The sequence below is a fragment of the Microbacterium sp. NPDC057944 genome (genome assembly GCF_042887445.1).
Classification (GTDB): Bacteria; Actinomycetota; Actinomycetes; order Actinomycetales; family Microbacteriaceae; genus Microbacterium; species Microbacterium natoriense.
Genome location: NZ_JBHVPJ010000001.1, coordinates 1,354,310 through 1,376,395, shown reverse-complemented (window position 1 = coordinate 1,376,395; position 22,086 = coordinate 1,354,310). Strand labels below are relative to the sequence as shown.

Genomic DNA, 22,086 nt, shown 5'->3' with positions numbered 1-22,086 from the left:
ACTCCGGAGATCCCGTGCCGCGCCCTGTGCAGACTCCCGGAATCGTGCGCAGCAGCACTCCCGGAGGCGACGCACGCCGACGGATCTCCGGAGTTCTGGAGAGGCGACGCCGGAGCGGATCACCCGACGCGAGCTGCGGCTTCTGCGGCAGGATCGGCTTCCGGATCGCCCGCCGCGGCAGTCTCAGACTCGAGCACCGGCGCGGTCGCAGCCCCGCGCGCCACCACCGGCGCGGTCACCGCCTCCGCATCCGCCGCCTCGGCCGCACGCGCACCTTCGGTCTCGGCCTGCGCCGCCCGGCGCTGCTCCGCCCGCGTCAGCGGCTGCTGCGCGGACTCGGCATCCGCCCTCGTCGCGATCTCCGCGGACTGCACGGCCACGATGTCCGCACGGTCGCGGAAGCCCTCCGCCGTCACCTTGTCGAGCGCGACCTGCTTGCGGATCGCCGCGGCCTTCTCGTACAGGGTCGGGTCGCCGTAGCTCGTGAGCACCTTCACCAGCACCGGAAGCAGCTCGATCATGAAGAACAGCGCCGCGATCAGCCAGTGCGCCCACAGGATCGTCGGCTCCTTCTCGCTGAGCCGGTTCAGCCCGCTGATCTGGCTCAGCAGGCCGATGGCGCCCGCGTTGCCCTGGGCCACGGCATCCGCCCGCGTGTTGTAGGCGGCGAGCGCGGCGTCGTAGCTCTTCTGCGCGGCCGGGAGCTGCGACTCGGCCTCCTCGCGGTTCTGCTTCTCGGAGGAGGCGGTGTTCTCCTTGGCCGAGGTGCCCGCGGTCGCGAGGTCGTCGTTCGCCGTGCGCAGCTGCGCGGCGAGGGCGTCGTAGGTCTGCTGGGCCTCGGCGAGCTGGGCCTTCGCGGCATCCGAGCTCGCGCCCTGCCCGTTCACGCCCGTGCAGCCGGGCACGGTGCCGGCGCCCTCGCCCGTGAGCTCGCACTGGTACAGCACACGCGCCTGATCGATCACGGTCTGCTGCGCGGTCATCTTGGCGGTGAGGTCGTCGACGGTCGCCTGCGCGGCGGCCTCGCTCGCCGACGCGGAATCGGTGCCGGCGACGATGCCCGTCGCGGCCTGGTTCTGCAGCTCGGCGAGGCGGTCGGATGCCGCGTCGAGGGCCTTCTTCTCGGGGCCGGACTCCAGGGCGTCCTGATCGGACTGCGCCTGGGTGATGTTGGTCGATGCGACCTCGCGGGCGATGTCGTTGTGGAAGATCTGCAGCACGAGCGGCTCGGCGACGACGAAGCCGATGATCGCCGCCATGATCACTCGCGGGATCGCCAGACCGATGAGCCGCCAGACGTTCTTCGTCGATGCCATCGTCGAGGTGAGGAAGCGGTCGAGGTTGAAGATGATGAGCGCCCACACGATCGCGAGCGGCACGGCCAGCCAGATCGCCGCCTGCACACCCGTGGTCAGCGCGAAGAGCATCGAGATCGCCGAGACCAGGGCGGTGCCGGCGAGCACGAAGAACATCTGCACGAACCGCGGGGTCTCACCGGGCACCCGGTCGAGGATCTCCCCTTCGGCGCCGCCGAGGATCGCGAGCGTGCGCATGCGCGATCCGGGCACGCGCGGCTTCTTCTCGCGCTTCGGCCGCGGGGCCCTCGGCGTCTTCTCCCGAGGAGCGGATGCCGCGGCATCCGGGTCGCGCGCAGGCTCCGCGTCTGCCGGATCGATGACGGCCGTCGGGTTCGTCGCCGTGTCTGCGGCGTCGCTCGACGCACCGCCGCCGGACGGCTCGAACGCCCGGAGGAAGTCGAGGTCCTCGTCGGTGACCGAGCCCCCCGGGGCGTCGGACTCGAACGAGATCCGCCCCTGGGAGTCCATCTGCCCGGGGCGATGCGCAGAGTAAGCCATCCTTCGAGAGTAGGAAACTCCGCCTGTGCATCGCCCGGACGATACCTGCGAGGCGCTCTCAGGTTGGGAGTGCGCCAGGGCCGCGACGGTGCCAGGCTGGACGCGTGAAGACGCTGCTGCTCGCCCGCCACGCGAAGTCCGACTGGGGCGTTCCCGGTCTGTCCGATCACGATCGTCCGCTGAACTCCCGCGGTCGCCGCGACGCGCCCGTCATGGCGCGGCGGCTGGTCGACGAGGGCATCCTGCTCGACCGCGTCGTGTCGAGCAGCGCCGTGCGCGCACGGAGCACCGCCGCCGAGTACGCCGCGGCCTTCGGACTCGACATCATCGAGGAGCCGCTGCTGTACGCGGCGTCCGTCCGCTCGATCCTCGCGATCGCGTCCGCGCTGCCCGAGGAGAGCAGCGTCGCGATGCTCGTCGGGCACAACCCCGGCATGAGCGACGCGGTCGCGGAGCTCACGGGCGACTGGGCGGAGCTTCCGACGTGCGCCGTCGCGGAGTGCGCCGTCGACGTCGACACCTGGGCCGAGCTCGTCGAGGGCTCAGGTCGCCTGCTGCGCCTGCGCACCCCTCGCGACGGCGACTAGCCCCGCCGCGCCCCGACGTCCCGCGCCACGACGCCCCGCGAGTGCACGGGATCCCGCCGAACGCACAGGACGTTCACGTCGACAGGCCGTGCACTCGTCGACAGGCCGTGCACACGTCGACAGGCCGTGCACTCGTCGACAGACCGTGCACACGTCGACAGGCCGTGCACTCGTCGACAGACCGTGCACACGTCGACAGGCCGTGCACTCGTCGACATCACGGGAAGTCGACGCGCAAGAACGCCCGTGCCCGTCACACGCCGATGTGGCGCACGAGCTCCGCGACGAAGACCTCGGGCTCGTCGAGATGCGGGGCGTGACCGGCATCCGCCAGCGCCACCTCGCGGTAGACGCCGCCCGCACTCGCGTACCGGTCGAGCACGGCCCTGGTCTGCGTGATCATGGGCTGCGGCGGGGCGATGTCGACGCCGGGCCAGCCCGGGATCACCCCGAGCAGGCCGAGCTGGTTGAGGTCGAAGAACGAGGCGTCCGAGACGATCGCATCCTTGTCGCCGTGGATCCACAGGATCGATGGCTTCACCGCGAGGTCGACGATGCCCGACGCGTCGAAGTGCTGCGGCGCCATCGTGTTGAGCACGCCGCGGGTGCCGGCGGCGAAGCCGGGCCAGTTCTCGGATGCCGCGGCATCCCCGGGGTAGTTGTCGATGCCCGTCCTGGTGGTGAGCATCGAGGCGACCCAGGCGTCTTCATGGGCCTCCTGCTGCTCGGGCTTCGCGACGTACGCGGTGCGGTAGACCGTGCGCGGCGAGGTCTGCTCGTCTGCGCTCGTGTCGCCCGCCTCCAGCCGGGCCACGAAGTCGGGGTTGGCGCCCCCGCCGCCGGTGCCGGCGCCGTCGGCGTCGTTGCGGATGCCGTCAGGACCGTGCGTGCCTCCGAAGCCGTAGGGCGACACCGGGGCCTCCAGGGTGAGCGACAGCACGCGCTCAGGGGCGTCCAGCGCGGCCTGCATCACGACTCCGCCGCCCATGCTCCAGCCGACGAGATGCACGGCGTCGAGCCCGAGGGCGTCGAGCACCGAGAGCACGTCGTCGGAGAAGTCCCGCAGCCCGCGGGTCGCATCGACCGGCTTGGTCTCGCTGTCGCCGAACCCGCGCAGGTCGATCGCCAGGGCGCGCACCCCGTCGGGGAGGGCGAGCATGGTCGGCTGGTAGAACGCGGCCGATGACACGTTGCCGTGCACGAAGACGACCACGGGCCCCTCGCCCGGCCGTTCGAGAACGTTCGCGACGTAGCGCGGGGTCTCGACGCGGTGGGCCGTGATGCCCTCGAATGCAGTGCTCATGTCGACTCCTTCGTCTGTGGTCTTCGGCTCAGGCGGGTCGCGCGGCCAGGGCGGATGCCGCGACGCGGGAGGCCCCGCGGTCGGCGAACAGGATCGTGTAGTGGTTCACGTCGTCGATCTCGACGACATCCAGCTGCGGCACGAGAGCACGGAAGCCCTCGAGAGCACCGGGGGCGTACAGCGGTTCGGCGTCGGTCAGACCGCGCGGAGCCCGCAGCACCGTGACCGGCATCCGCAACGATCGGAGCGCCTCGACGTACCACGCGGGCCCGTAGAGCTCCGCGCCGTCCTCGATCATGGCGGCGGCCACGGTCGATGCACGGGTGCCGTCGAGGTCGTAGCGCGCGTAGTCCTCCACGATGTCGGACCAGTCGCGCGAGAAGGCCGGATGCTGCCGCCAGAACCCGAGGTAGGCGTCGGCATCGGCGAAGTGCGTCTCCAGCCGTCGCGCGGCAGGACCGAGGAGCGCGGCGATGTCGAGGTCGTCGGCGCTCTCCGCACCGGACGGGAGCGCGAGCGGGAACCCTCCGTCGACCAGCACGAGCCGCTCGACGAGGTCGGGGCGCCGTGCGGCGAGCATCACGACGACGAACGCCCCCATCGAATGCCCGAGGACGATGCGCGGCTCGCCGCCGTCGTCATCGAGCAGGTCGGCGAGGTCGTCGGCGTGCCGGCGCAGGCCGTAGGACCCTGGCAGTCGGTTGCTGCGTCCGCGCCCTCGCAGGTCGGGAGCGAGGAGGGGGTGCTCGTCGAGGTGCGCCGCGACGGCTCCCCAGGAGCGGCCGTTCGCGGTGATGCCGTGCACGGCCAGCATCGCCCGCTCGTCGGTCGTGCGCCCGTACGACGTGGTCGCGAGTCCGCTCATCGCGCGCTCCATCCGCCGTCCATCACGTACGACGAACCGGTGACCGACGTCGACGTCGCACCGCACAGCCACAGCGCGAGGTCGGCGACCTCGTCGGGCTCCAGCAGGCGCTTGATCGCGGACTCGACGAGCATCACCTTCTCGATGACCTCGGACTCGGGGATGCCGTGCGCCCTCGCCTGGTCGGCGATCTGCGTCTCGACGAGAGGGGTGCGCACGTAGCCGGGGTTGATGCAGTTGCTGGTCACCCCGTGCTCGGCCCCCTCGAGGGCGGTGACCTTGGACAGCCCCTCCAGCGCGTGCTTCGCGGTGACGTACGCCGACTTGAACGCGGAGGCTCGGATGCCGTGCACCGAGCTGATGTTGACGATGCGGCCCCAGCCGCGCTCGTACATGCCGGGGAGCACCGCGCGGGTGAGGAGGAAGGGCGCGGTGACCATGATGTCGAGCATCCGGCGGAACGTCGCCGGATCGAAGTCCACGATCGGGGCGACGGTCTGGATGCCGGCGTTGTTGACGAGAATGTCGGCGTCGAACGACCGCGCGGCGAGTCCGTCGAGGTCGCCGAGGTCGAGCGCGAGCGGCTCTCCCCCGATCTCCGCGGCGACCGCTGCGGCGCCCTCGGCATCTCGGTCGACGATGATCACCCGGGCTCCCGCTTCCGCCAGGGCCGTCGCGCACGCGGCACCGATCCCGCTCGCAGCCCCCGTCACGAGCGCGGTCCTCCCACCCAGATCGGTGCCGTGCGCGGTCCCCAGCTTCTTCGTCACATGTGCAGAGTAGTTCAGTGCTCGCGGCAAGCGAATGTGCAAAACTGCACAGATGATGGCGCATTTCCCTGCACCGCCGCTGAGTGCTGACGACCTCCTCGTGCTCCTCGCCGTCGCGCGCAGCGGACGGTTCACCACCGCCGGTCAGCGCCTCGGACTCAACCACACCACGATCGCCCGCCGCATCGCCGCACTCGAGGCGCAACTGGGCGGCCGCGTGCTCTCGCGCGACGGCGGCAGCTGGGAGGTCACGCCGCTCGGGACCCGCGCGCTCGCTGCGGCCGAGGCCGTGGAGCAGGCGCTGGGCGGGCTCGACGACGGCGGCGGTGATCGCATCGAGGGCCTCATCCGTCTCTCGGCGACCGACGGCTTCAGCGGCTTCGTCGCAGCCCCGGCGATGGCGGCGCTGCAGCAGCGGCATCCGGGCATCGCCCTGGAGATCGTCACGGGCACCCGTCAGGCCTCGCAGCAGCGCGGCGCCGCTGACTTGGAGGTCGTGGTCGGGCGACCCCAGGTGCACAGAGCCAAGGCCGTGCACCTCGCCGACTACGCGCTCGGCCTCTACGCGAGCAGGGACTTCCTCCGCCGGCATCCGACGCCCACCTCCCCCGACGACCTCGTCGGCCAGCCTCTCGTGTACTTCATCGAGTCGATGCTGCACGTCGACTCGCTCGACGACGCCCGCCGCGTCGTCCCCGGCATGACGGATGCCGTCGCCAGCACCAACGTGTACGTGCACGTCGATGCGACCAGGGGCGGAGCCGGGTTCGGACTGCTGCCGGTCTTCCTGGCCGATCAGCACGACGATCTCGTGCGCGTGCTGCCGGAGCGGATCGAGCAGCGCCTGCCCTACTGGCTCGTCACGCGGCCCGACGCCCTGCAGCAGCGCTCCGTCGCCGCCTTCCTGGAGGCCCTGCACGAGCGCCTCGACGACGTGCGGGGCGTGCTGGTCGGCGAGGCCTGACCCCCGCGCCTCCCGCCGCCTCCCGGCGCCGCCGCCGGGCGCCGTCGCAGAGTCGTCGAGTCGTCGAGTGCACGGCATCCCGCCGAGTGCACGGGAACTCCACGCCGAAAGCCCGTGCGTTCGGCGAGTGCACGCGAAGTCGACGCGAAAGACGCGGCAACGAGGCACGGAGGCACCGAGGCACCCCGCAACCCCACCGACCGGCACCGAGCGCACGGCATCCCTCCGAATGCACGGGAACTCCACGCCGACAACCCGTGCACTCGCCGACAGCACACGAAGTCGACGCACGACACCACGACCCCCGGAGCCGCAACCCCACCGACCGGCACCGAGCGCACGGCATCCCTCCGAATGCACGGGAACCTCACGTCGACACCCCGTGCACGCGAAGTCGACACAAGAGACGCGGCACCGAGGCACCGAGGCACCGAGCTGAGCCCGCAACCCCACCAAGCAGCACCGAGCGCACGGCATCCCGCCGAATGCACGGGAACTCCACGTCGACAACCCGTGCACTCGCCGACTGCACGCGAAGTCGACGCGAAAGACGCGGCACCGAGGCACCGAGGCACCGAGCTGAGCCCGCAACCCCGCCAAGCAGCACCGAGTGCACGGCATCCCGCCGAGTGCACGGGAAGTCCACGCCGACTACCCGTGCGTTCGGCGAGTGCACGCGAAGTCGACGCGAAAGACGCGGCACCGAGGCACCGAGGCACCGCGGCACCGAGGCACCGAGGCACCGAGCTGAGCCCGCAACCCCACCAAGCAGCACCGAACGCACGGGAACCCGCCGAATGCACGGGAACTCCACGCCGACTACCCGTGCGTTCGGCGAGTGCACGCGAAGTCGACGCACGACGCACGACGCGCGCGACGCGCGACGCGCGGGCCCGGGAGCCGGGTCAGGCGGGGAGCATGCGATGGATGCTGGCGGCGCAGGCGGCGAGCGCCGCGTCCAGGGGGAAGTGACCCGCGGCGCAGAGGGTGCCGAGTCCGTGCACGAGACCCCAGATGCCGAGGACGTCTTCGGCATCCGCGAGGCCGGCGGCGATGGATGCCGCCCCGAGGAGCTGTTCGAGCTCGACGATCAGCGGGCCCATCGTCGCGCTGGGCTCTCCCGGGATGCAGACGGTGGGGTCGTAGACGACGTCGAAGCCGTGCGGATGCTCCACGGCGAAGCGCAGGTACGCGGAGCCCCCGGCGATCAGCGCGGCGACCGGATCCGGAGCGCCGGCGACGGCGGAGCGGACGGAGTCGACGAGCTCGGCCATGCTGCGCTCGGCGAGCACCTTCAGCAGTCCTCGCCGGTCGGCGAAGTGGTGGTACGGCGCGTTGTGGCTCACGTCCGCGGCACGGGCGACCTCGCGGAGGCTGATCTCCTGCGCCGGCTTCTCGGCGAGCAGCTGCATCGCGGCGCTCTCCAGCGCATGGGCGAGATCGCCGTGGTGATAGCCGGACCGAGAACTTGACACGAGCAACATCCTCTCGTATCTTGACACTGTCCAGCAAGTTGACACTGTCCAGATAGGAGACGCGATGTCCACCGCACTCGTCATCGACGGCCACCCCGACGCCCGATCCCTCACGGCCGAACTCGCCCGCCGCTACGCCGCCGCCCACGGAGACGCCCGCGTGCTCGCGCTGCGCGACCTCGACTTCGACCCGTCGCTGCGCTACGGATACCGGGAGCGCATGACCCTCGAGCCCGATCTCGTCGACGCCAAGCAGGCGCTGCACGAGGCGGAGACGATCGTGGTGTTCACCCCGCTGTGGTGGGGGTCCGTCCCCGCGGTCCTCAAGGGCTTCTTCGACCGCGCGCTGCTGCCCCAGCAGGAGTACCGCTACACGCGGCTCGGCTTGCCGGAGGGGCTGCTCGACGCCTCGTCCGGGCGGCTGTTCCTCCTCGCGGACACCCCGTGGTACCTCGCACCGTTCACCGGGCTCCCCGCGCAGACCCACGTCGCCCGCGGCACGATGCGGTTCTGCGGCATCCGCTCGGTGCGGACGCACCGGATGCTCGGGGTCAAGGACGCGACACCCGCCCGCATCTCCGCCTGGCTCGACCGGGCCTCAGCACTCGGCCGCCGCGACGGCGCCCGCACATCGGCGCGGGTCCACGGCACGATCCCGGCGATGACGCCACCCGCACTGGCCGAGAGCACGGCATCCTGACGTCGACACGACGCTCAGAGGTTCACAACTCCTCACATTTCTGCCATGCGCGCGCAGAATGGGCCGGATCCGCGAGGGTCCGGCCCATTTCTTGAGGAGTTGTGAACCTCTCGCCGGCGAGACGACGAGGCCGGCGCCGAGTTCACGCGAACTCGCCGACCGCACGGCATCCTGACGCACACGAGCCGTGCACTCGCCGATTGCATGCGACGTCGACGAACGGGGAGGACGAACGGGGAAGGATGCCGTGTGGCTCAGGCCATCGCGGCCGACGCGGCCTCGTCTTCCGTGGTCGCGACGAGCTGACCGCAGGCGCCGTCGATCTCCTTGCCGCGGGTGTCGCGGAGGGTCGTCGGGATGCCGGCGTCGTTGAGTCGCCGCACGAACTCGTTCTGCACCGAGGGCTCGGACGACGTCCAGATCGAACCGGGCGTCGGGTTCAGCGGGATCGGGTTGACATGCACCCAGCCGCGACCGCGCTCGTTGAGCTTGTCGGCCAGCAGGTCGGCACGCCACGCGTGGTCGTTCATGTCCTTGATGAGCGCGTACTCGATCGAGACGCGACGACCGGTCTTGGCGTAGTACTCATAGGCGGCGTCGAGCGCCTCGTCGACCTTCCAGCGGGAGTTCACCGGGATGAGCTCGTCGCGCAGGTGATCGTCGGGCGCGTGCAGCGAGAGCGCGAACGTCACAGGGATGCCCTCGTCGGCGAGCTTCTTGATCGCCGGCACGAGTCCGACCGTCGAGACCGTGATGCCGCGGGCGCTCATGCCGAGCCCGTCGGGCTGCGGCGCGACCATGATGCGCACGGCGTCCATCACCCGCTTGTAGTTCGCGAGCGGCTCCCCCATGCCCATGAAGACGATGTTCGAGACGCGCTCCATGGAGTGGTCGTCGGCCTTCTTGCCGCCGAGGCCGCCCTCGGCGATCAGACGGTTGGCGCGCACGATCTGCTCGATGATCTCGGCGGTCGACATGTTGCGCGTGAGGCCGGCCTGACCGGTGGCGCAGAACGGGCAGTTCATGCCGCATCCGGCCTGGCTCGACACGCACAGCGTGATGCGGCCCGGGTAGCGCATGAGCACCGACTCGACGAGCGCACCGTCGTGCAGGCGCCACAGGAACTTGATCGTGTCGCCGCGGTCGGTCTCCAGGCGGCGCACCTCGGTGAGCAGCGGCGGCAGCATGCCCGCGACGAGGTCGCCGCGGATGCCGGCGGGCAGGTCGGTCATCTGGTCGGCATCCGAGGTGTAGTGGCGGAAGTAGTGGGTCGCCAGCTGCTTCGCGCGGAAGCCGGGAAGCCCCAGCTCCTTGACCTTCTCGACGCGCTCCTCGGGTGTGAGGTCGGCGAGGTGCACCGGCGGCTTGCCGCGCTTGGGGCTCGCGAACTGCAGCAGCGGACGCCCCTCGGCATCCTTCTGCTGGGTCCAGCCCTCGGTCGCGGGGCGCACCTGCGGAGCCTTCGTCTCTCGGATGCCTCCCTGCGGGGACGCGGATGCCGGTCGCGTCTGGCGCGTGCGGGGAGTATCGGTCATGGACTCAAGGGTACGCGGTGGCGGGTGGGAAGGCCCTGGGGCCGCGAGACTCGCCTGCATAGACTGAGCCCGTGGACTCCATCATCGTCGTCATCGTCGTCGCGGCCGTCGTCGTGGTGGGCATCGTCATCGTCGCCGCCGCCCTGCGCGGCATGCGCCCGAAGGAGCCGGACGCGCAGGTGTACCGCCCCTCGCCGACCACGGCGCGCACGGCCCCCGCGACCTCGTCGATGAGCCCGACGTCGGGCCTCACTCCGCGCGTCGTGGCGGATATCGACCGCCTCGTCGCGTCCGACCAGAAGATCCAGGCGATCAAGCTCTACCGCCAGAGCACCGGCGTCGGTCTGAAGGAGGCGAAGGACCGCATCGACCACTGGTCGATCAGCACCACCGCGCCGCACGCCGCCGCCGTCTCGCACGCGAACGCGGCCCGCACCTCGATCACCCCATCGTCGATCCGCGCCTCTCTGCCCGCGCCGGTCGCGGCGGACATCGACAGACTCGTCGCCGAGGGCGCGAAGATCACCGCGATCAAGGCTCTCCGCGATCACACCGGGATCGGCCTCAAGGAGGCCAAGGACACGATCGAGGCGTGGACTCCCGGACGGTAACACCTCAGCTTCATTTGGTATACCAGAAGCATGAGAACCGGACGGATGCTGCAGGCGTTCACGATCGCCGCGGTGACACTGCTCGGCGCGACGGCGTGCACGGCATCCGCTCCGCCGTCCACGACGCACGCTGAAGGATCCTCCATGACCGCCGCCACCCACGACCTCCTCGCCGCCGCCTCCGCGGGGGATGCCGACGCCGTGCAGGCCGCCCTCGATGCGGGAGCCGAGATCGAGGCCCGCGGCGACGGCGGCATGACCGCGCTCGTCGCGGCGACCAAGAAGAACCACTTGGAGGCCGCCCGTGCTCTCATCGACGCCGGCGCCGACGTGAACGCCGCAGACGACATCCAGGACTCCGCCTACCTCTACGCCGGCGCCCGCGGACACGACGAGATCCTGCAGCTGACCCTGGAGAACGGCGCCGACCTGGGGAGCACCAACCGCTTCGGCGGCACGGCGCTCATCCCCGCGTCCGAGCGCGGGCTGCTCCGCACCGTCGAGATCCTGCTCGACGCGGGGGTCGACCCGAACCACGTCAACGACCTGAACTGGACGGCGCTGCACGAGGCGATCGTGCTCGGCGACGGCTCTGCGCGCTACGCCGAGGTCGTGCGGGCGCTCATCGACGGCGGCGCCGACGTGTCGATCCGCGACGGCGACGGCGTGCTCCCCCGCGACCTCGCCGCCTCCCGCGGCTACGACGCGATCGTCGCCGAGATCGACCGGTGACCGACCTCAGCGCGTGGGCCTGGGCCGCGCTCGGTCTCGCCGCGGTCATCACCGGCCTCTCGAAGGCGGCGATCCCCGGCGGCTCCACCCTGGCCGTCGTGCTGTTCGCCGCGGTGCTGCCCGCACGCACATCCACGGCGGCGATGCTGCTGCTCTTCATCGTCGGCGACGTCTTCGCGCTGATCGCCTACCGCCGGCACGCGCACTGGCCGACGCTGCTGCGCCTCGCCCCCGCGGTGATCGCCGGCCTCCTCGTCGGCTTCGCGTTCCTCGCGCTGGCCGGCGACGGCCTCGTGCGCAGGGCCGTCGGAGTGTTCCTGCTGCTCATGATCGCGATCACGCTGTGGCGACGTCGGCGGGAGGATCGCCGGGATGCCGTTGCCGCCCCGGGCAGCGGCATCCTGCTCTCGTCGACCTACGGCGCGCTCGGCGGCTTCACGACGATGGTCGCGAACGCGGGCGGCCCGGTGATGTCGATGTACTTCCTGGCCACGCGCACCCAGGTGCAGGTGTTCCTCGGCACCTCGGCGTGGTTCTTCGCGATCGTGAACCTCGTGAAGGTGCCGTTCCTCGCGGGTCTCGGACTCTTCACGCCATCCGTGCTGCTGATGGACCTGATCCTCGCGCCGCTGGTCGTGGTCGGCGCGCTGGTCGGACTCCGCATCGCGCGGCGCATTCCGCAGGCGCTGTTCGACCGCCTCGTGATCGCCCTGACTGTCGTCGGCTCCGTGTACCTGCTGTTCTAACGCGTCCGCGCGAGCGCGCGAGGCTCAGAGGAAGATGTCGGGGAACAGACGGTCGTCCGGGGTGCCCGGGACCGCGGCGTAGCCCGAGAAGTCGGTGATGCCCTCCGCCTCCAGCACGTCTTCGACCACGAGCGTCTGTCCGGTGTACTCGGCCGCGGGCTTGAGCAGCACCGCGTACGCGGCATCCGCGTAGATGTCGGCCGTGCGGCTGGCGGCCATGACCTTGTCGCCGCCGAGCAGGTTCTGCACCGCGGCGGTGGCGATGGTCGTGCGCGGCCACAGCGTGTTCGCGGCGATGCCGTCGCGGGCGAACTCCGCGGCCAGTCCGAGCGTGACCATCGTCATGCCGAACTTCGCGAGCGTGTAGCCGGTGTGCGCGCCGAGCCACTTGGGCGTCGGGTTCAGGGGCGGCGAGAGGGAGAGGATGTGGGGGTTCGCGGCATCCTTCAGGACGGGCACCGCCGCACGGGACAGCATGAACGTGCCGCGCACGTTGACGTCCTGCATGAGGTCGTACTTCTTGGCGCTCAGGTCGAGCGAGCGCGACAGGTCGATCACGCTGGCGTTGTTGATGACGATGTCGATGCCGCCGAACTCGCCCTGCGTCTTCAGCACCGCCTCGGTGATGTCGTCGTCGTCGCGCACGTCGCCGACGATCGGCAGCGCCTGGCCGCCCGCGGCGCGGATCTGCTCCGCCGCCGTGTGCACGGTGCCCTCGAGCTTCGGGTGCGGCGTGTCGGTCTTCGCGAGCATCGCGATGTTCGCGCCGTCCGCCGCGGCCTTCAGCGCGATGGCGAGCCCGATACCGCGGCTGCCGCCCGACATCAGGATGGTCTTTCCTGCCAGTGTGCTCATGTCTCTCCTCAGTTCCTGATTCCGGTCGCAAACCTGGTCGAGAATCCGAAGGAAAGTCGACCAGGTTTGCGACCGGAACGACTCTTCCCCGGGTGTTTACTTCGGCGCCATCCGGATCGCGCCGTCGAGGCGGATCGTCTCGCCGTTGAGGTAGCCGTTCTCGATGATCTGCTGCGCGAGGGCGGCGTACTCGTCGGGGCGGCCCAGCCGCGAGGGGAACGGCACCTGCTGGCCGAGCGAGTCCTGCGCGGCCTGCGGCAGCCCCATCAGCATGGGGGTCTCCATGATCCCGGGGGCGATGGTGCAGACGCGGATGCCGTAGCGGGCGAGCTCGCGGGCGACCGGGATGGTCATCGCGTGGACGCCGCCCTTCGACGCCGAGTAGGCGGGCTGGCCGATCTGGCCGTCGAACGCGGCGACGCTCGCGGTGTTGATGATGACGCCGCGGTCTCCGGACTCGGTGGGCTCGTTCTTCGCGATGACCGCGGATGCCTGCGACAGCACGTTGAACGTGCCGACGAGGTTAATGCGGACGACCCGTTCGAAGTCGGCGAGGACGGCGGGGTTGCCCTCGCGATCGAGCACCTTGGCCGGCGGCGCGATGCCCGCGCAGTTCACGACGATGCGGAGCGGCGCAGCGGCCTGTGCGGCGGCGACAGCGGCCTGCACCTCATCGGCGCTCGTGACGTCGGCCGCGACGAACAGCCCGCCGAGCTCCTCCGCCAGCTCCGCGCCCTTCGAGGAGGCGAGGTCGACGATGGTGACGTGGGCGCCGGCCGCGGCGAGGCGCCGTGCCGTCGCGAGGCCGAGACCCGAGGCTCCGCCCGTGATGAGCGCGCCCTGTCCGGTGATCTGCATCTGGAGTTCTCCTTCGAACGTCGTTGCAACCGCTGGTGATACGCGGTCTCAGTGTACGTGACTCGTAGTGTCACGGCATCCGTCGTCGGCGTCCTTGCCGAAGCGACCGTGGGTGGTGTGTGCTGGACGCATGGAACTGCGTCGCAAGCGAGCCTACGACACCGCCTCGGCCGACGACGGCTTCCGCGTGCTCGTCGATCGGCTGTGGCCCCGAGGCGTCTCGAAGGAGCGCGCCGCCGTCGACCTGTGGGCGAAGGACACCGCGCCGAGTCCCGACCTCCGCCGCGACTGGCACGCGGCTCCCGACGACGAGTGGGACGTCTACGCCGATCGGTACCGCGCGCAGCTCGCGCACGAGTCGGCGGAGGCGCTGCGCGAGCTCGCCGCCGCTCTGCGCCCGCATCCGGTCGTCACCCTCGTGTACGCGGCGCACGACCCGGTGCACAACCACGCCGCCGTGCTGGAGGAGGCGCTGCGGGCGCACGGCAGGATGGATGCGTGAGCAACCCCTCCCTCGATCTCCCCGTACCCGCACGGGTTCTCGAGCTCGCGGGCGGCGCCGGTCTCGAACCGGTGTGGGTGAACGGCATCGGCGGGCTGACCTTCCGCACCGACGACGACCGCTACATCAAGTGGGGACCGCACGACGCCGAGGCGAACATGCGGGACGAGGCCGAGCGGATGCGCTGGGCACGCCGGTGGATCACCGTCCCCGAGGTGATCGAGCAGGGGCAGGACGCCGAGCACGAGTGGCTCGTCACGGTGGCGCTCGATGCACGCAGCGCCGTGGATCCCCGCTGGCATGACGATCCGGAACGGGCCGTGCGCGCGGTGGGCGAGGGCCTCCGGATGCTGCATGCGAGCCTTCCCGTCGACGAGTGCCCGTGGGCGTGGAGCGTCGCAGGTCGCATCAGCGGCGCCGCCGCGCGCGGCGTGATCGTGCCGGAGAAGCTGCGGACGCCCCCTCCGGTCGACAGGCTCGTGGTGTGCCACGGCGACGCCTGCATGCCCAACACGCTGCTGGACGATGCGGGCCGCCCCGTCGCGCACGTCGACCTCGCCGCGATCGGAGTCGCCGACCGTTGGGCGGACATCGCCGTCGCCGCGATGAGCACGAAGTGGAACGCCGGCCCGGGCTGGACCGACACCCTCATCGAGGCGTACGGCGTGGAGCCCGACCGTGAACGGCTCGCCTACTACCGGCGGCTGTGGAACAGGACCTGAGTCACGACGCCCCGCCCGCGCCGATGACGAAGTTCCAGGAGCCGGTCGCGACGGCGGCGGCGATCGCGACGAGCGGGATCACCGCACACGCGAGCAGGAGCGCGGTGTCGCGCCGGGTCCACACCGATTCCCGCGCCCACGACCGCGGACCCGTTCCCCCGAATCCCCTGGCCTCCATCGCCGTGGCGAGCGAGGAGCCGCGGCGGATCGCGAGCACGAACAGCGCGAACGCCATGCCGAGGGTGCGGCGGATGCGACCCTGATCGGCGACACCTCGCGCCCTCCTGGCGAGCGCGAGAGCCCGCCAGTCGTCGGCGAGGAGTCCGAGCATCCGCATTCCGGCGAGGGCTCCGACGACGAAGCGTGCGGGCAGCCGGAGCCGCTGCGCCAGATCGTCGGCGAGGTCGGTGGGATCGACCGTGACGAAGAGCACCACGGAGGGCAGGCCGATCGCCAGCACGCGCACTGCGGTGGCGGCGGCGAGCGCGAGCGATCCGTCGCTCACCCTCATCAGCAGCCACTCGAAGTGCACCTCGCCGCTCTGCGCTCCGTACAGGGCGATCGTGACCGCGCTCAGCGGGGCCGCGATCCAGAGCACCGCGGTGCGGGTCCAGAACTCGCGTGCGCCGAGGCCCGCGAGCAGCAGCAGGGGGATCTCCAGGACCAGGGCGACGGATGCCGACACCACGTCGATCGAGAGGATGAGCGGAACCGCGATGAGCAGCGCCGCGGCGAGCTTGGCGAGCGCCGAGCGCGGAGCGATGGGGCCGCGGCGCTCGATGCGGGCGGTGAGCGGATCGATCATGCGCCCACCTCGAGCCTGCGGGCGCGCAGGGCGCGCAGCACGGCCTCATCGTGGCTGATCGCGACGATCGCGGCGCCGTCGTCTCTCAGGCCGGCGATGATCGCGACGAGCTCGGCCCAGGTCGTGGCGTCCTGCCCGAACGTCGGCTCGTCGAGCACGATCATCTGCGGGCGAGTGGCGAGAGCGGCGGCCACCGTGAGACGACGCTTCTCCCCACCGGACAGCGTGTACGGGTTCGCCTCGGCGAGCGCGGTCAGCCGCAGACGCTCCAGCAGCTCGTCGGCACGTCGGGCGATCTCCGCCTCGTCCAGCCGCAGAGCGCGGGGGCCCACGGCGAGCTCCTCCCGAACGGTCTTCGCGAGGAGCTGGTGCTCGGGGGTCTGCAGCACCGTCGCGATGCGGGTGAGCAGCGCGCGGGACGTCCAGCGGAAGGGGTCGTCTCCCGACCCCGACGACAGCGCTGCCGAGGCGACGACCCGCCCGGTCTCCGCCGGGATGAGACCCGCGAGCGTGAGCCCGAAGGTCGACTTGCCCGCCCCGTTCGGGCCGGTGATGCCGATCGCCTCCCCCGCGTGCACGTCGAGGTCGAAGGGACCGGCGACCTGGATGCCGCGGCTGCGCGCCACAGTCAGCGCGTGCGCATGCAGCAGGAGCTCACCCGGTCCGTGCGCCGGCGGAGGGGGAACGGCCGGCGGATGACCGGGCACCCAGACCCCGGATGCGGCGAGCTCGGCGCCGCGCGCGCCGAGCACCTCGTCGGGAGTCCCGTCTGCGAGGACGACGGTGCCTTCGGGCTCCGCGCCGAGCACGATGACCCGGTCGACCAGGGGCAGCCACACGTCGATGCGGTGCTCGATCACGACGAGGGTCGCCCCGGTCGCGTCGAGGGCGGCGGCGACCGCATCCCGCACATCCCGCACCCCCTCGGGGTCGAGGTTGGCGGTCGGCTCGTCGAGCAGGATCGCTCCGGGGCGCATCGCGATCACGCCCGCCAGCGCCAGCCGCTGCTTCTGCCCTCCCGAGAGCGCCGCTGTCGAGCGGTCGAGGGGCACGTCGAGCTCGACGGCATCCATCGCCTCGCGCACCCGCGACCAGATCTCCTCGCGGGGCACGCCGAGGTTCTCGCATCCGAAGGCGATGTCGTCGCCGACCCTCGCGAGCATGGTCTGCGTGTCGGGGTCCTGCAGCACCATCCCGACGCGGCCCCGGCTCTCCGTCGCGGGAACGCCGTCGACGAGGAGCGCTCCGTGCGTCTCCCCCTCGTCGGCGCCGCCGAGCACGCCGCCGAAGCCCTGCAGCAGCGTGGACTTGCCCGAGCCGGAGGCGCCGAGCAGAAGCACCCGCTCCCCCGGCTCGATTCGCAGTTCGACCTCGCGCACGGCCCAGCGCAGCCGGGTGGCGTAGCGCCATCCCCAGCCGCGCGCATCGAGCGCGGCGGGGTTCACCCGGGCGGTCACACTCGTGCGGTGACCTCGCGGCCGGCCGCGAACCGGCTCAGGGCGCCGGTGGCGGCGAGTCCGCGGGCGATCAGCCAGGCGCCGAGCCCGGCGATCACCGCACCGGAGATGGTCGTCGAGGAGATGTAGACGGCGGTGAAGAGCGTGTCCGCCCCCGGGTACCAGAGGATGCGGTCGTTGATGCCGCACGCGAGCCCCGCGCCGGCGCCGGCCAGCATCGCGACGGGCAGACGCCAGACGCCGTACAGGAACACGAGGAAGATCAGCTCGGCGCCGAGGCCCTGCACGAGTCCGGAGACGATGGTCAGCGGCCCCCACGCGTTGCCGATCAGCGCCGAGATGATCGCGGCGACGAGCTCGGTGTAGAGCGCGGCGCCGGGCTTGCGGACGATCAGCCCGCCGAGGACTCCGGCGATCAGCCACGGACCGGCGAGCAGTCCCTGGACGCCGGGGAGCAGCGCCTCGAGGGCCCCGCTCGGGGTCACGTATCCGACGTTCCACAGCAGGAAGATCGCCGCGCAGGCGACGGCGACGACGCTGGCCACGACGATGTCGACGACGCGCCACCGCCAGAGCTGTGCGTTGCGCAGGCCTGTGGCCGTGGATGCCGCTTCGGTGCGGGACCGGTGCGTGGACGTACTCATCTGAACTCCTCCCTGCGCCGGCATGATCCGGATCAGGTTCGACGGTCGAAGCGCGATTCGCTCCCTCTCAGCCCGGCTCGCCGGACTCCCGTGGTTGTGCTCTCGATCATACCCAGTGCCGACACTCCGCGCTCCCCTGTTGCGGCACCGCGGTTCTCACGGGAGAGTTCGGTACCGTAAGCAGGTGACCGCTCCTGACTCCGCCGAGGCCACCGCTCCCCTGGGCGATGCCCCGATCGACGCCGCCGCAGACGCGGACACGTCGGCCATCGACGCGGAGCTCGACCGGGTACCAGCGATCCCGGATGCTGCGGCTCACGACTCCGAGCTGGAGCAGCTGGTCGCGGACGCAGAGGCCCCCGCCGCTCAGTGGGCGAGCGAGGGCGGAGCGGCGACCGCACTCACCTGGGTGGATGCGGCATCCGTCGCCGACCACTCCCCGACGGCGACGCTCGACGGCGATCAGGTGCGCGAACCTGGGGCCGCGCTCTGGACGGGCGCCCGGCTGCGCCCCGCCGCGGCGGGTCCAGGCGTGCTCGTGCCGATCGGCATCCTCGCCGCACTGGCCGCCTCCTACGCGGGCACGACCCTGCTGTGGCCGCTGCACGAGGTCGCGCCGACCGTGAAGACGGCGGAGTTCCAGGCGACGGCCGCTCCGGCAGCGGCCATCACGTGGCCGACGCAGGGCAGTGCGGCGGTCGGCATCCAGGGCATCGGAACGGTCGCCTCGTCGCCGGATCCGGCCGTCATCGCGAGCATCACCAAGGTGGTCAGCGTGCTCATGGTGCTGGATCAGATGCCGCTCGCCGTCGGCGAGCAGGGTCCGTCCTTCTCCTTCACCAAGGCCGACAGCCAGTCGTATCTCGCGTACAAGCGCAGCGACCAGTCGGCGCTCGACGTGCCCGTCGGGGGTTCCCTGACGGAGTTCCAGATGCTGCAGGGCATCCTGCTCGGCTCGGCGAACAACTACATCGACCGCCTCGCGAAGGAGATCTGGGGCTCGGACAAGGCTTTCGCTGACGCCGCGGCGACCTGGCTCAGAGATCGCGGCATCCAGGGCATCACGATCCTCTCGCCCTCCGGATTCGACGAGCGCAACACGGCGACCCCCGAGGCGCTGATCGCCGTGGCGGAGCGGGCGATGCAGAACCCCGTGTTCGCGGGGATCGTCGGCACGCCCTCGGTCGAGCTGCCGGGCGCCGGACTCGTGAAGAACACGAACGGGATGCTGTCGGACTCCGGTGTGGTCGGCATCAAGACCGGCACCCTTCACGAGAGCTGGAATCTGCTCACCGCGAAGGACGTGGTCGTCGACGGCACGACCGTGCATCTCTACGCCTCGGTGCTCACGCAGGCCGATGACGACATGCGTCTCGCGTCGACCCGGTCCCTGTTCTCGCAGGTCGAGGACGCGCTGCAGGCCGAGGCCCCCGCGGTGGCGAAGGGAACCGTCGTCGGAGAGGTGGACACCCTGTGGGGTGCGTCCACCGAGATCGTGACGGATGCCGACGCCGAGGTCGTGCTGTGGGACGCCGCCGCGGCGGAGGCGACGCCCGAGTTCGATCTGGGCGAGAAGAGCAAGGCGGGCGCCGAGGTCGGCACGTTGACCGTCGCCGGCCCCCTCGACACGGCGACGACGCCGCTCACTCTGAAGAAGAAGCTCGAGGGGCCCAGTGCCTGGTGGCGTCTCACCCACCCCCTGGAGCTCTTCGGCCTGACCTCCGTCAAGCGCTAGTCGGAGCCAGGCACACAAACCCAGGGCCCACGGCCCCGGAGCGCACAGCCCGAAGCACGCGAAAGCCCCAGACGCACAACCTCCGGGACACAGCCCTGAGCACGCGAAAGCCCCGCCCCGAGTGACCGGGGCGGGGCTTTCGCGGTGAACTCAGGCCCTGTTGTCGCCGGAGTCCGAACGCTCGATGAGCGACTCCGCCGAGGCGACCTCCGCTGCCGGGCTCTGCGCGCCGACCGAGGCGCCGACGCGCGCGGCATCGGCCTCGGCCTCGGCGTCGCCGGCGACGACCACGGGGGTCGTTCCGGTGAGCGCCTCTTCGGCGTCGATGTCGGCCGCGGCCTGCTCGAACTGCGACTGGTACAGACGCCAGTAGGCGCCCTGCGCGGCGATGAGCTCGTCGTGCGTGCCCTTCTCCACGATGTCGCCGTGCTCCATCACGAGGATGAGGTCGGCGTCACGGATGGTCGACAGGCGGTGCGCGATGACGAAGGACGTGCGTCCTTCTCGGAGCGCCGCCATCGCGTGCTGCAGCAGCAGCTCGGTGCGGGTGTCGACCGCCGACGTCGCCTCATCGAGGATGAGGATCGACGGCTGCGCGACGAACGCCCTGGCGATGGTGATGAGCTGGCGCTCGCCGGCCGAGACGTTCGACGCGTCTTCGTCGAGGACCGTGTCGTAGCCCTCGGGGAGAGCGTGCACGAACCGGTCGACGTACGTCGCCTTCGCGGCGGCGAGCACCTCGTCGTCGGTCGCCGTGGAGCGGCCGTAGCGGATGTTCTCGCGGATGCTCCCGGCGAACAGCCACGGATCCTGCAGCACCATTCCGGTGCGCGAGCGCAGGTCGTCGCGGGTCATGTCCGCGATGTCCTGCCCGTCGAGCAGGATGCGTCCGCCGCTGAGCTCGTAGAACCGCATGATCAGGTTGACCAGCGTGGTCTTTCCCGCGCCGGTCGGGCCGACGATCGCGACGGTCTGCCCTGGCTCGACCTGGAACGACAGGTCGGTGATGAGCGGACGGTCCTCCGAGTAGGAGAACGCGACGTTCTCGAACTCGATGACGCCCTTGCCGTCGACGACCGTGGGGGCGTCGTCGGCATCCGGCTCCTGCTCGTCTTCGTCGAGCAGCTGGAAGACGCGCTCCGCGGAGGCGGTTCCCGACTGCACGACCGCTGCCATGCCGCCGAGCTCTGCCAGCGGCTGGGAGAACTGCTGCGAGTACTGGATGAACGCCTGCACGTCGCCGAGGCGCAGCTGGCCGTTGGCGACCATGAGGCCACCCAGCACCGCGAGGGCGGCATAGCTGAGGCTGCCGACGAAGGTCATCGCGGGCATGATGATGCCCGAGAGGAACTGCGCCTTGAACGCCGACTGGAACAGCTCCTCGTTCTCGACCTGGAACTTGTCGAGAGCGTCCTGCTCGCGTCCGAAGACCTTGACCAGCGCGTGGCCGGAGAAGGCCTCCTCGACACGGGCGTTCAGGCGTCCGACCTTGCGCCACTGCTGGCCGAAGGCCTTCTGCGAACGCGGGCCGATGACGCCGAAGATGACACCCATCAGCGGGAGCGCGATCAGGGCGACGAGCGCGAGCTGCCACGAGATCGAGAACATCATGATCAGCACGCCGACCACCGTGAGCACGGAGGTCAGGGCGCCGGACAGCGACTGCTGCATGGTCTGCGTGATGTTGTCGATGTCGTTGGTGACCCGCGAGATCAGCTCACCGCGCTGCACCTTGTCGAAGTACGACAGGGGCAGACGGTTGATCTTCGCCTCGACGTCTTCGCGCAGGCGCCACATGGTGCGCACCATGATGACGTTGATGACGTAGCCCTGGATCCAGCTGAGGAGTGCGGCGACCACGTAGATCGCCAGCACCGCGAGGATGATCCAGCGCATGGCCTCGAAGTCGATGCCGTCGCCGACCTTGAAGTCGCGCATCGCGGCGACCTGGTTGGCGAAGTCGTCCTGGCCGAACTGGCGCAGCTGCTCCACGACCTCGCTCTTCGGGGTCCCGACGGGGAACCCGGGGAACGTGTCGGTCTTGCGTCCCAGTTCGTTGGAGAAGAAGCCCGCGTAGACGAGGTTGGTCGCCTCGGCGAGGACCTTCGGGGCCGCCACGGAGAGGAAGACGCCGATGGCGCCGAGGATCGACACGAACACGAACCAGACGGCGGAGGGCTTGAGGAGCCCGATCATCCGCTTGAAGCTCGGTCCGAAGTTGTCGGCCTTGCCCGGCGCGACGCTGTCCCAGTCCCCCGAGTTCTGACGGGCCTGCTCGGCGAGCTCGGCCTCGTACTTCTCCTCCTCGGTGAGCTCGGGCTCGACGGTCGCGGCGGCCTTGGCCGCCGCCATGCGCTCCCGACG

The 22,086-nt window shown here is 70.9% G+C and carries 21 protein-coding genes and 1 riboswitch; of the genes, 9 read left to right on the top strand and 12 right to left on the bottom strand.

The features are described from left to right. Positions 1-119 precede the first annotated feature (119 nt). Positions 120-1,856 carry a DUF4407 domain-containing protein gene (locus ACFVRO_RS06270; RefSeq protein WP_386950431.1) on the bottom strand — a complete coding sequence of 579 codons (1,737 nt, stop codon included), beginning with the start codon at positions 1,854-1,856 and terminating at the stop codon, positions 120-122. A 104-nt stretch (positions 1,857-1,960) separates the two neighbouring features. Here ACFVRO_RS06270 and ACFVRO_RS06265 point away from each other — a divergent pair, with 104 nt between their 5' ends. Continuing rightward, positions 1,961-2,443: a SixA phosphatase family protein gene (locus tag ACFVRO_RS06265; RefSeq protein ID WP_386950429.1), complete on the top strand. Its 483-nt coding sequence runs from the start codon at positions 1,961-1,963 to the stop codon at positions 2,441-2,443. Between the two features lie 253 nt (positions 2,444-2,696). Here the strand turns inward: ACFVRO_RS06265 and ACFVRO_RS06260 are convergent, their stop codons facing one another. Genes ACFVRO_RS06260 through ACFVRO_RS06250 form a run of 3 tightly spaced genes read right to left on the bottom strand, consistent with a single transcriptional unit; the run spans position 2,697 to position 5,381 of the window. Continuing rightward, positions 2,697-3,746, bottom strand: a complete 1,050-nt coding sequence (locus tag ACFVRO_RS06260) for an alpha/beta fold hydrolase (protein WP_386950425.1) — start codon at positions 3,744-3,746, stop codon at positions 2,697-2,699. A gap of 28 nt (positions 3,747-3,774) precedes the next feature. Next, on the bottom strand, positions 3,775-4,611 hold the full coding sequence (locus ACFVRO_RS06255) for an alpha/beta fold hydrolase (protein ID WP_386950422.1): 837 nt from the start codon (positions 4,609-4,611) through the stop codon (positions 3,775-3,777). Then, on the bottom strand, positions 4,608-5,381 hold the full coding sequence (locus tag ACFVRO_RS06250) for a 3-hydroxybutyrate dehydrogenase (protein ID WP_386950420.1): 774 nt from the start codon (positions 5,379-5,381) through the stop codon (positions 4,608-4,610). Before ACFVRO_RS06250 ends, ACFVRO_RS06255 begins: the two co-directional genes overlap by 4 nt. A 52-nt stretch (positions 5,382-5,433) precedes the next feature. On the opposite strand from ACFVRO_RS06250, the gene ACFVRO_RS06245 reads away from it, so the two are divergent. Further along, positions 5,434-6,345: a LysR family transcriptional regulator gene (locus tag ACFVRO_RS06245; protein WP_386950417.1), complete on the top strand. Its 912-nt coding sequence runs from the start codon at positions 5,434-5,436 to the stop codon at positions 6,343-6,345. Between the two features lie 905 nt (positions 6,346-7,250). Here ACFVRO_RS06245 and ACFVRO_RS06240 read toward each other — a convergent pair. Then, complete coding sequence (locus tag ACFVRO_RS06240; RefSeq protein WP_386950415.1) at positions 7,251-7,820, bottom strand: TetR/AcrR family transcriptional regulator; 570 nt, start codon at positions 7,818-7,820, stop codon at positions 7,251-7,253. A gap of 64 nt (positions 7,821-7,884) precedes the next feature. On the opposite strand from ACFVRO_RS06240, the gene ACFVRO_RS06235 reads away from it, so the two are divergent. Next, on the top strand, positions 7,885-8,520 hold the full coding sequence (locus tag ACFVRO_RS06235; RefSeq protein ID WP_386950412.1) for an NAD(P)H-dependent oxidoreductase: 636 nt from the start codon (positions 7,885-7,887) through the stop codon (positions 8,518-8,520). 254 nt (positions 8,521-8,774) lie between these two features. Here the strand turns inward: ACFVRO_RS06235 and rlmN are convergent, their stop codons facing one another. Then, positions 8,775-10,055, bottom strand: coding sequence for a 23S rRNA (adenine(2503)-C(2))-methyltransferase RlmN (gene rlmN, locus ACFVRO_RS06230; RefSeq protein ID WP_386950409.1), 1,281 nt, complete (start codon positions 10,053-10,055; stop codon positions 8,775-8,777). Positions 10,056-10,126: 71 nt separating this feature from the next. Between rlmN and ACFVRO_RS06225 the strand changes: the two genes are divergently transcribed. The 3 genes from ACFVRO_RS06225 to ACFVRO_RS06215 are packed head-to-tail and all read left to right on the top strand — an operon-like array spanning position 10,127 to position 12,144. Next, positions 10,127-10,666 carry a ribosomal protein L7/L12 gene (locus ACFVRO_RS06225; RefSeq protein WP_386950406.1) on the top strand — a complete coding sequence of 180 codons (540 nt, stop codon included), beginning with the start codon at positions 10,127-10,129 and terminating at the stop codon, positions 10,664-10,666. A 30-nt stretch (positions 10,667-10,696) separates the two neighbouring features. Further along, positions 10,697-11,398 carry an ankyrin repeat domain-containing protein gene (locus ACFVRO_RS06220; protein ID WP_386950403.1) on the top strand — a complete coding sequence of 234 codons (702 nt, stop codon included), beginning with the start codon at positions 10,697-10,699 and terminating at the stop codon, positions 11,396-11,398. After that, positions 11,395-12,144 (top strand): sulfite exporter TauE/SafE family protein, encoded by a 750-nt coding sequence (locus ACFVRO_RS06215; RefSeq protein ID WP_386950400.1) that lies wholly within the window; start codon positions 11,395-11,397, stop codon positions 12,142-12,144. The genes ACFVRO_RS06220 and ACFVRO_RS06215 overlap by 4 nt, the downstream gene beginning before the upstream one ends. 24 nt (positions 12,145-12,168) lie before the next feature. Here the strand turns inward: ACFVRO_RS06215 and ACFVRO_RS06210 are convergent, their stop codons facing one another. Together ACFVRO_RS06210 and ACFVRO_RS06205 are read right to left on the bottom strand one after the other, a co-directional pair. Continuing rightward, on the bottom strand, positions 12,169-12,999 hold the full coding sequence (locus ACFVRO_RS06210; protein ID WP_341941138.1) for an NAD(P)-dependent oxidoreductase: 831 nt from the start codon (positions 12,997-12,999) through the stop codon (positions 12,169-12,171). Between the two features lie 96 nt (positions 13,000-13,095). Further along, positions 13,096-13,857, bottom strand: coding sequence for an SDR family NAD(P)-dependent oxidoreductase (locus ACFVRO_RS06205; RefSeq protein WP_386950397.1), 762 nt, complete (start codon positions 13,855-13,857; stop codon positions 13,096-13,098). Positions 13,858-13,987: 130 nt separating this feature from the next. Here ACFVRO_RS06205 and ACFVRO_RS06200 point away from each other — a divergent pair, with 130 nt between their 5' ends. Together ACFVRO_RS06200 and ACFVRO_RS06195 are read left to right on the top strand one after the other, a co-directional pair. Further along, entirely contained in the window at positions 13,988-14,359 is a 372-nt protein-coding gene (locus ACFVRO_RS06200; RefSeq protein WP_386950394.1) for a DUF488 domain-containing protein, read from the top strand. Beyond that, positions 14,356-15,081, top strand: coding sequence for a phosphotransferase (locus ACFVRO_RS06195; RefSeq protein ID WP_386950391.1), 726 nt, complete (start codon positions 14,356-14,358; stop codon positions 15,079-15,081). The genes ACFVRO_RS06200 and ACFVRO_RS06195 overlap by 4 nt, the downstream gene beginning before the upstream one ends. A gap of 1 nt (position 15,082) precedes the next feature. Here ACFVRO_RS06195 and ACFVRO_RS06190 read toward each other — a convergent pair whose 3' ends face one another. From ACFVRO_RS06190 to ACFVRO_RS06180, 3 genes are all read right to left on the bottom strand, one after another. Continuing rightward, positions 15,083-15,886, bottom strand: coding sequence for an energy-coupling factor transporter transmembrane protein EcfT (locus ACFVRO_RS06190; RefSeq protein ID WP_105674237.1), 804 nt, complete (start codon positions 15,884-15,886; stop codon positions 15,083-15,085). After that, positions 15,883-17,343 (bottom strand): ABC transporter ATP-binding protein, encoded by a 1,461-nt coding sequence (locus ACFVRO_RS06185; RefSeq protein ID WP_386950388.1) that lies wholly within the window; start codon positions 17,341-17,343, stop codon positions 15,883-15,885. The genes ACFVRO_RS06190 and ACFVRO_RS06185 overlap by 4 nt, the downstream gene beginning before the upstream one ends. Further along, positions 17,340-17,987 carry an ECF transporter S component gene (locus ACFVRO_RS06180; protein WP_386950385.1) on the bottom strand — a complete coding sequence of 216 codons (648 nt, stop codon included), beginning with the start codon at positions 17,985-17,987 and terminating at the stop codon, positions 17,340-17,342. The genes ACFVRO_RS06185 and ACFVRO_RS06180 overlap by 4 nt, the downstream gene beginning before the upstream one ends. Beyond that, positions 17,978-18,089: riboswitch (TPP riboswitch) on the bottom strand. (Overlaps the previous gene by 10 nt.) An 82-nt stretch (positions 18,090-18,171) precedes the next feature. Here ACFVRO_RS06180 and ACFVRO_RS06175 point away from each other — a divergent pair. After that, complete coding sequence (locus ACFVRO_RS06175) at positions 18,172-19,722, top strand: D-alanyl-D-alanine carboxypeptidase (protein ID WP_386950383.1); 1,551 nt, start codon at positions 18,172-18,174, stop codon at positions 19,720-19,722. A 150-nt stretch (positions 19,723-19,872) separates the two neighbouring features. Here ACFVRO_RS06175 and ACFVRO_RS06170 read toward each other — a convergent pair whose 3' ends face one another. After that, positions 19,873-22,074 (bottom strand): ABC transporter ATP-binding protein, encoded by a 2,202-nt coding sequence (locus ACFVRO_RS06170; RefSeq protein ID WP_386951608.1) that lies wholly within the window; start codon positions 22,072-22,074, stop codon positions 19,873-19,875. Positions 22,075-22,086 lie beyond the last annotated feature (12 nt).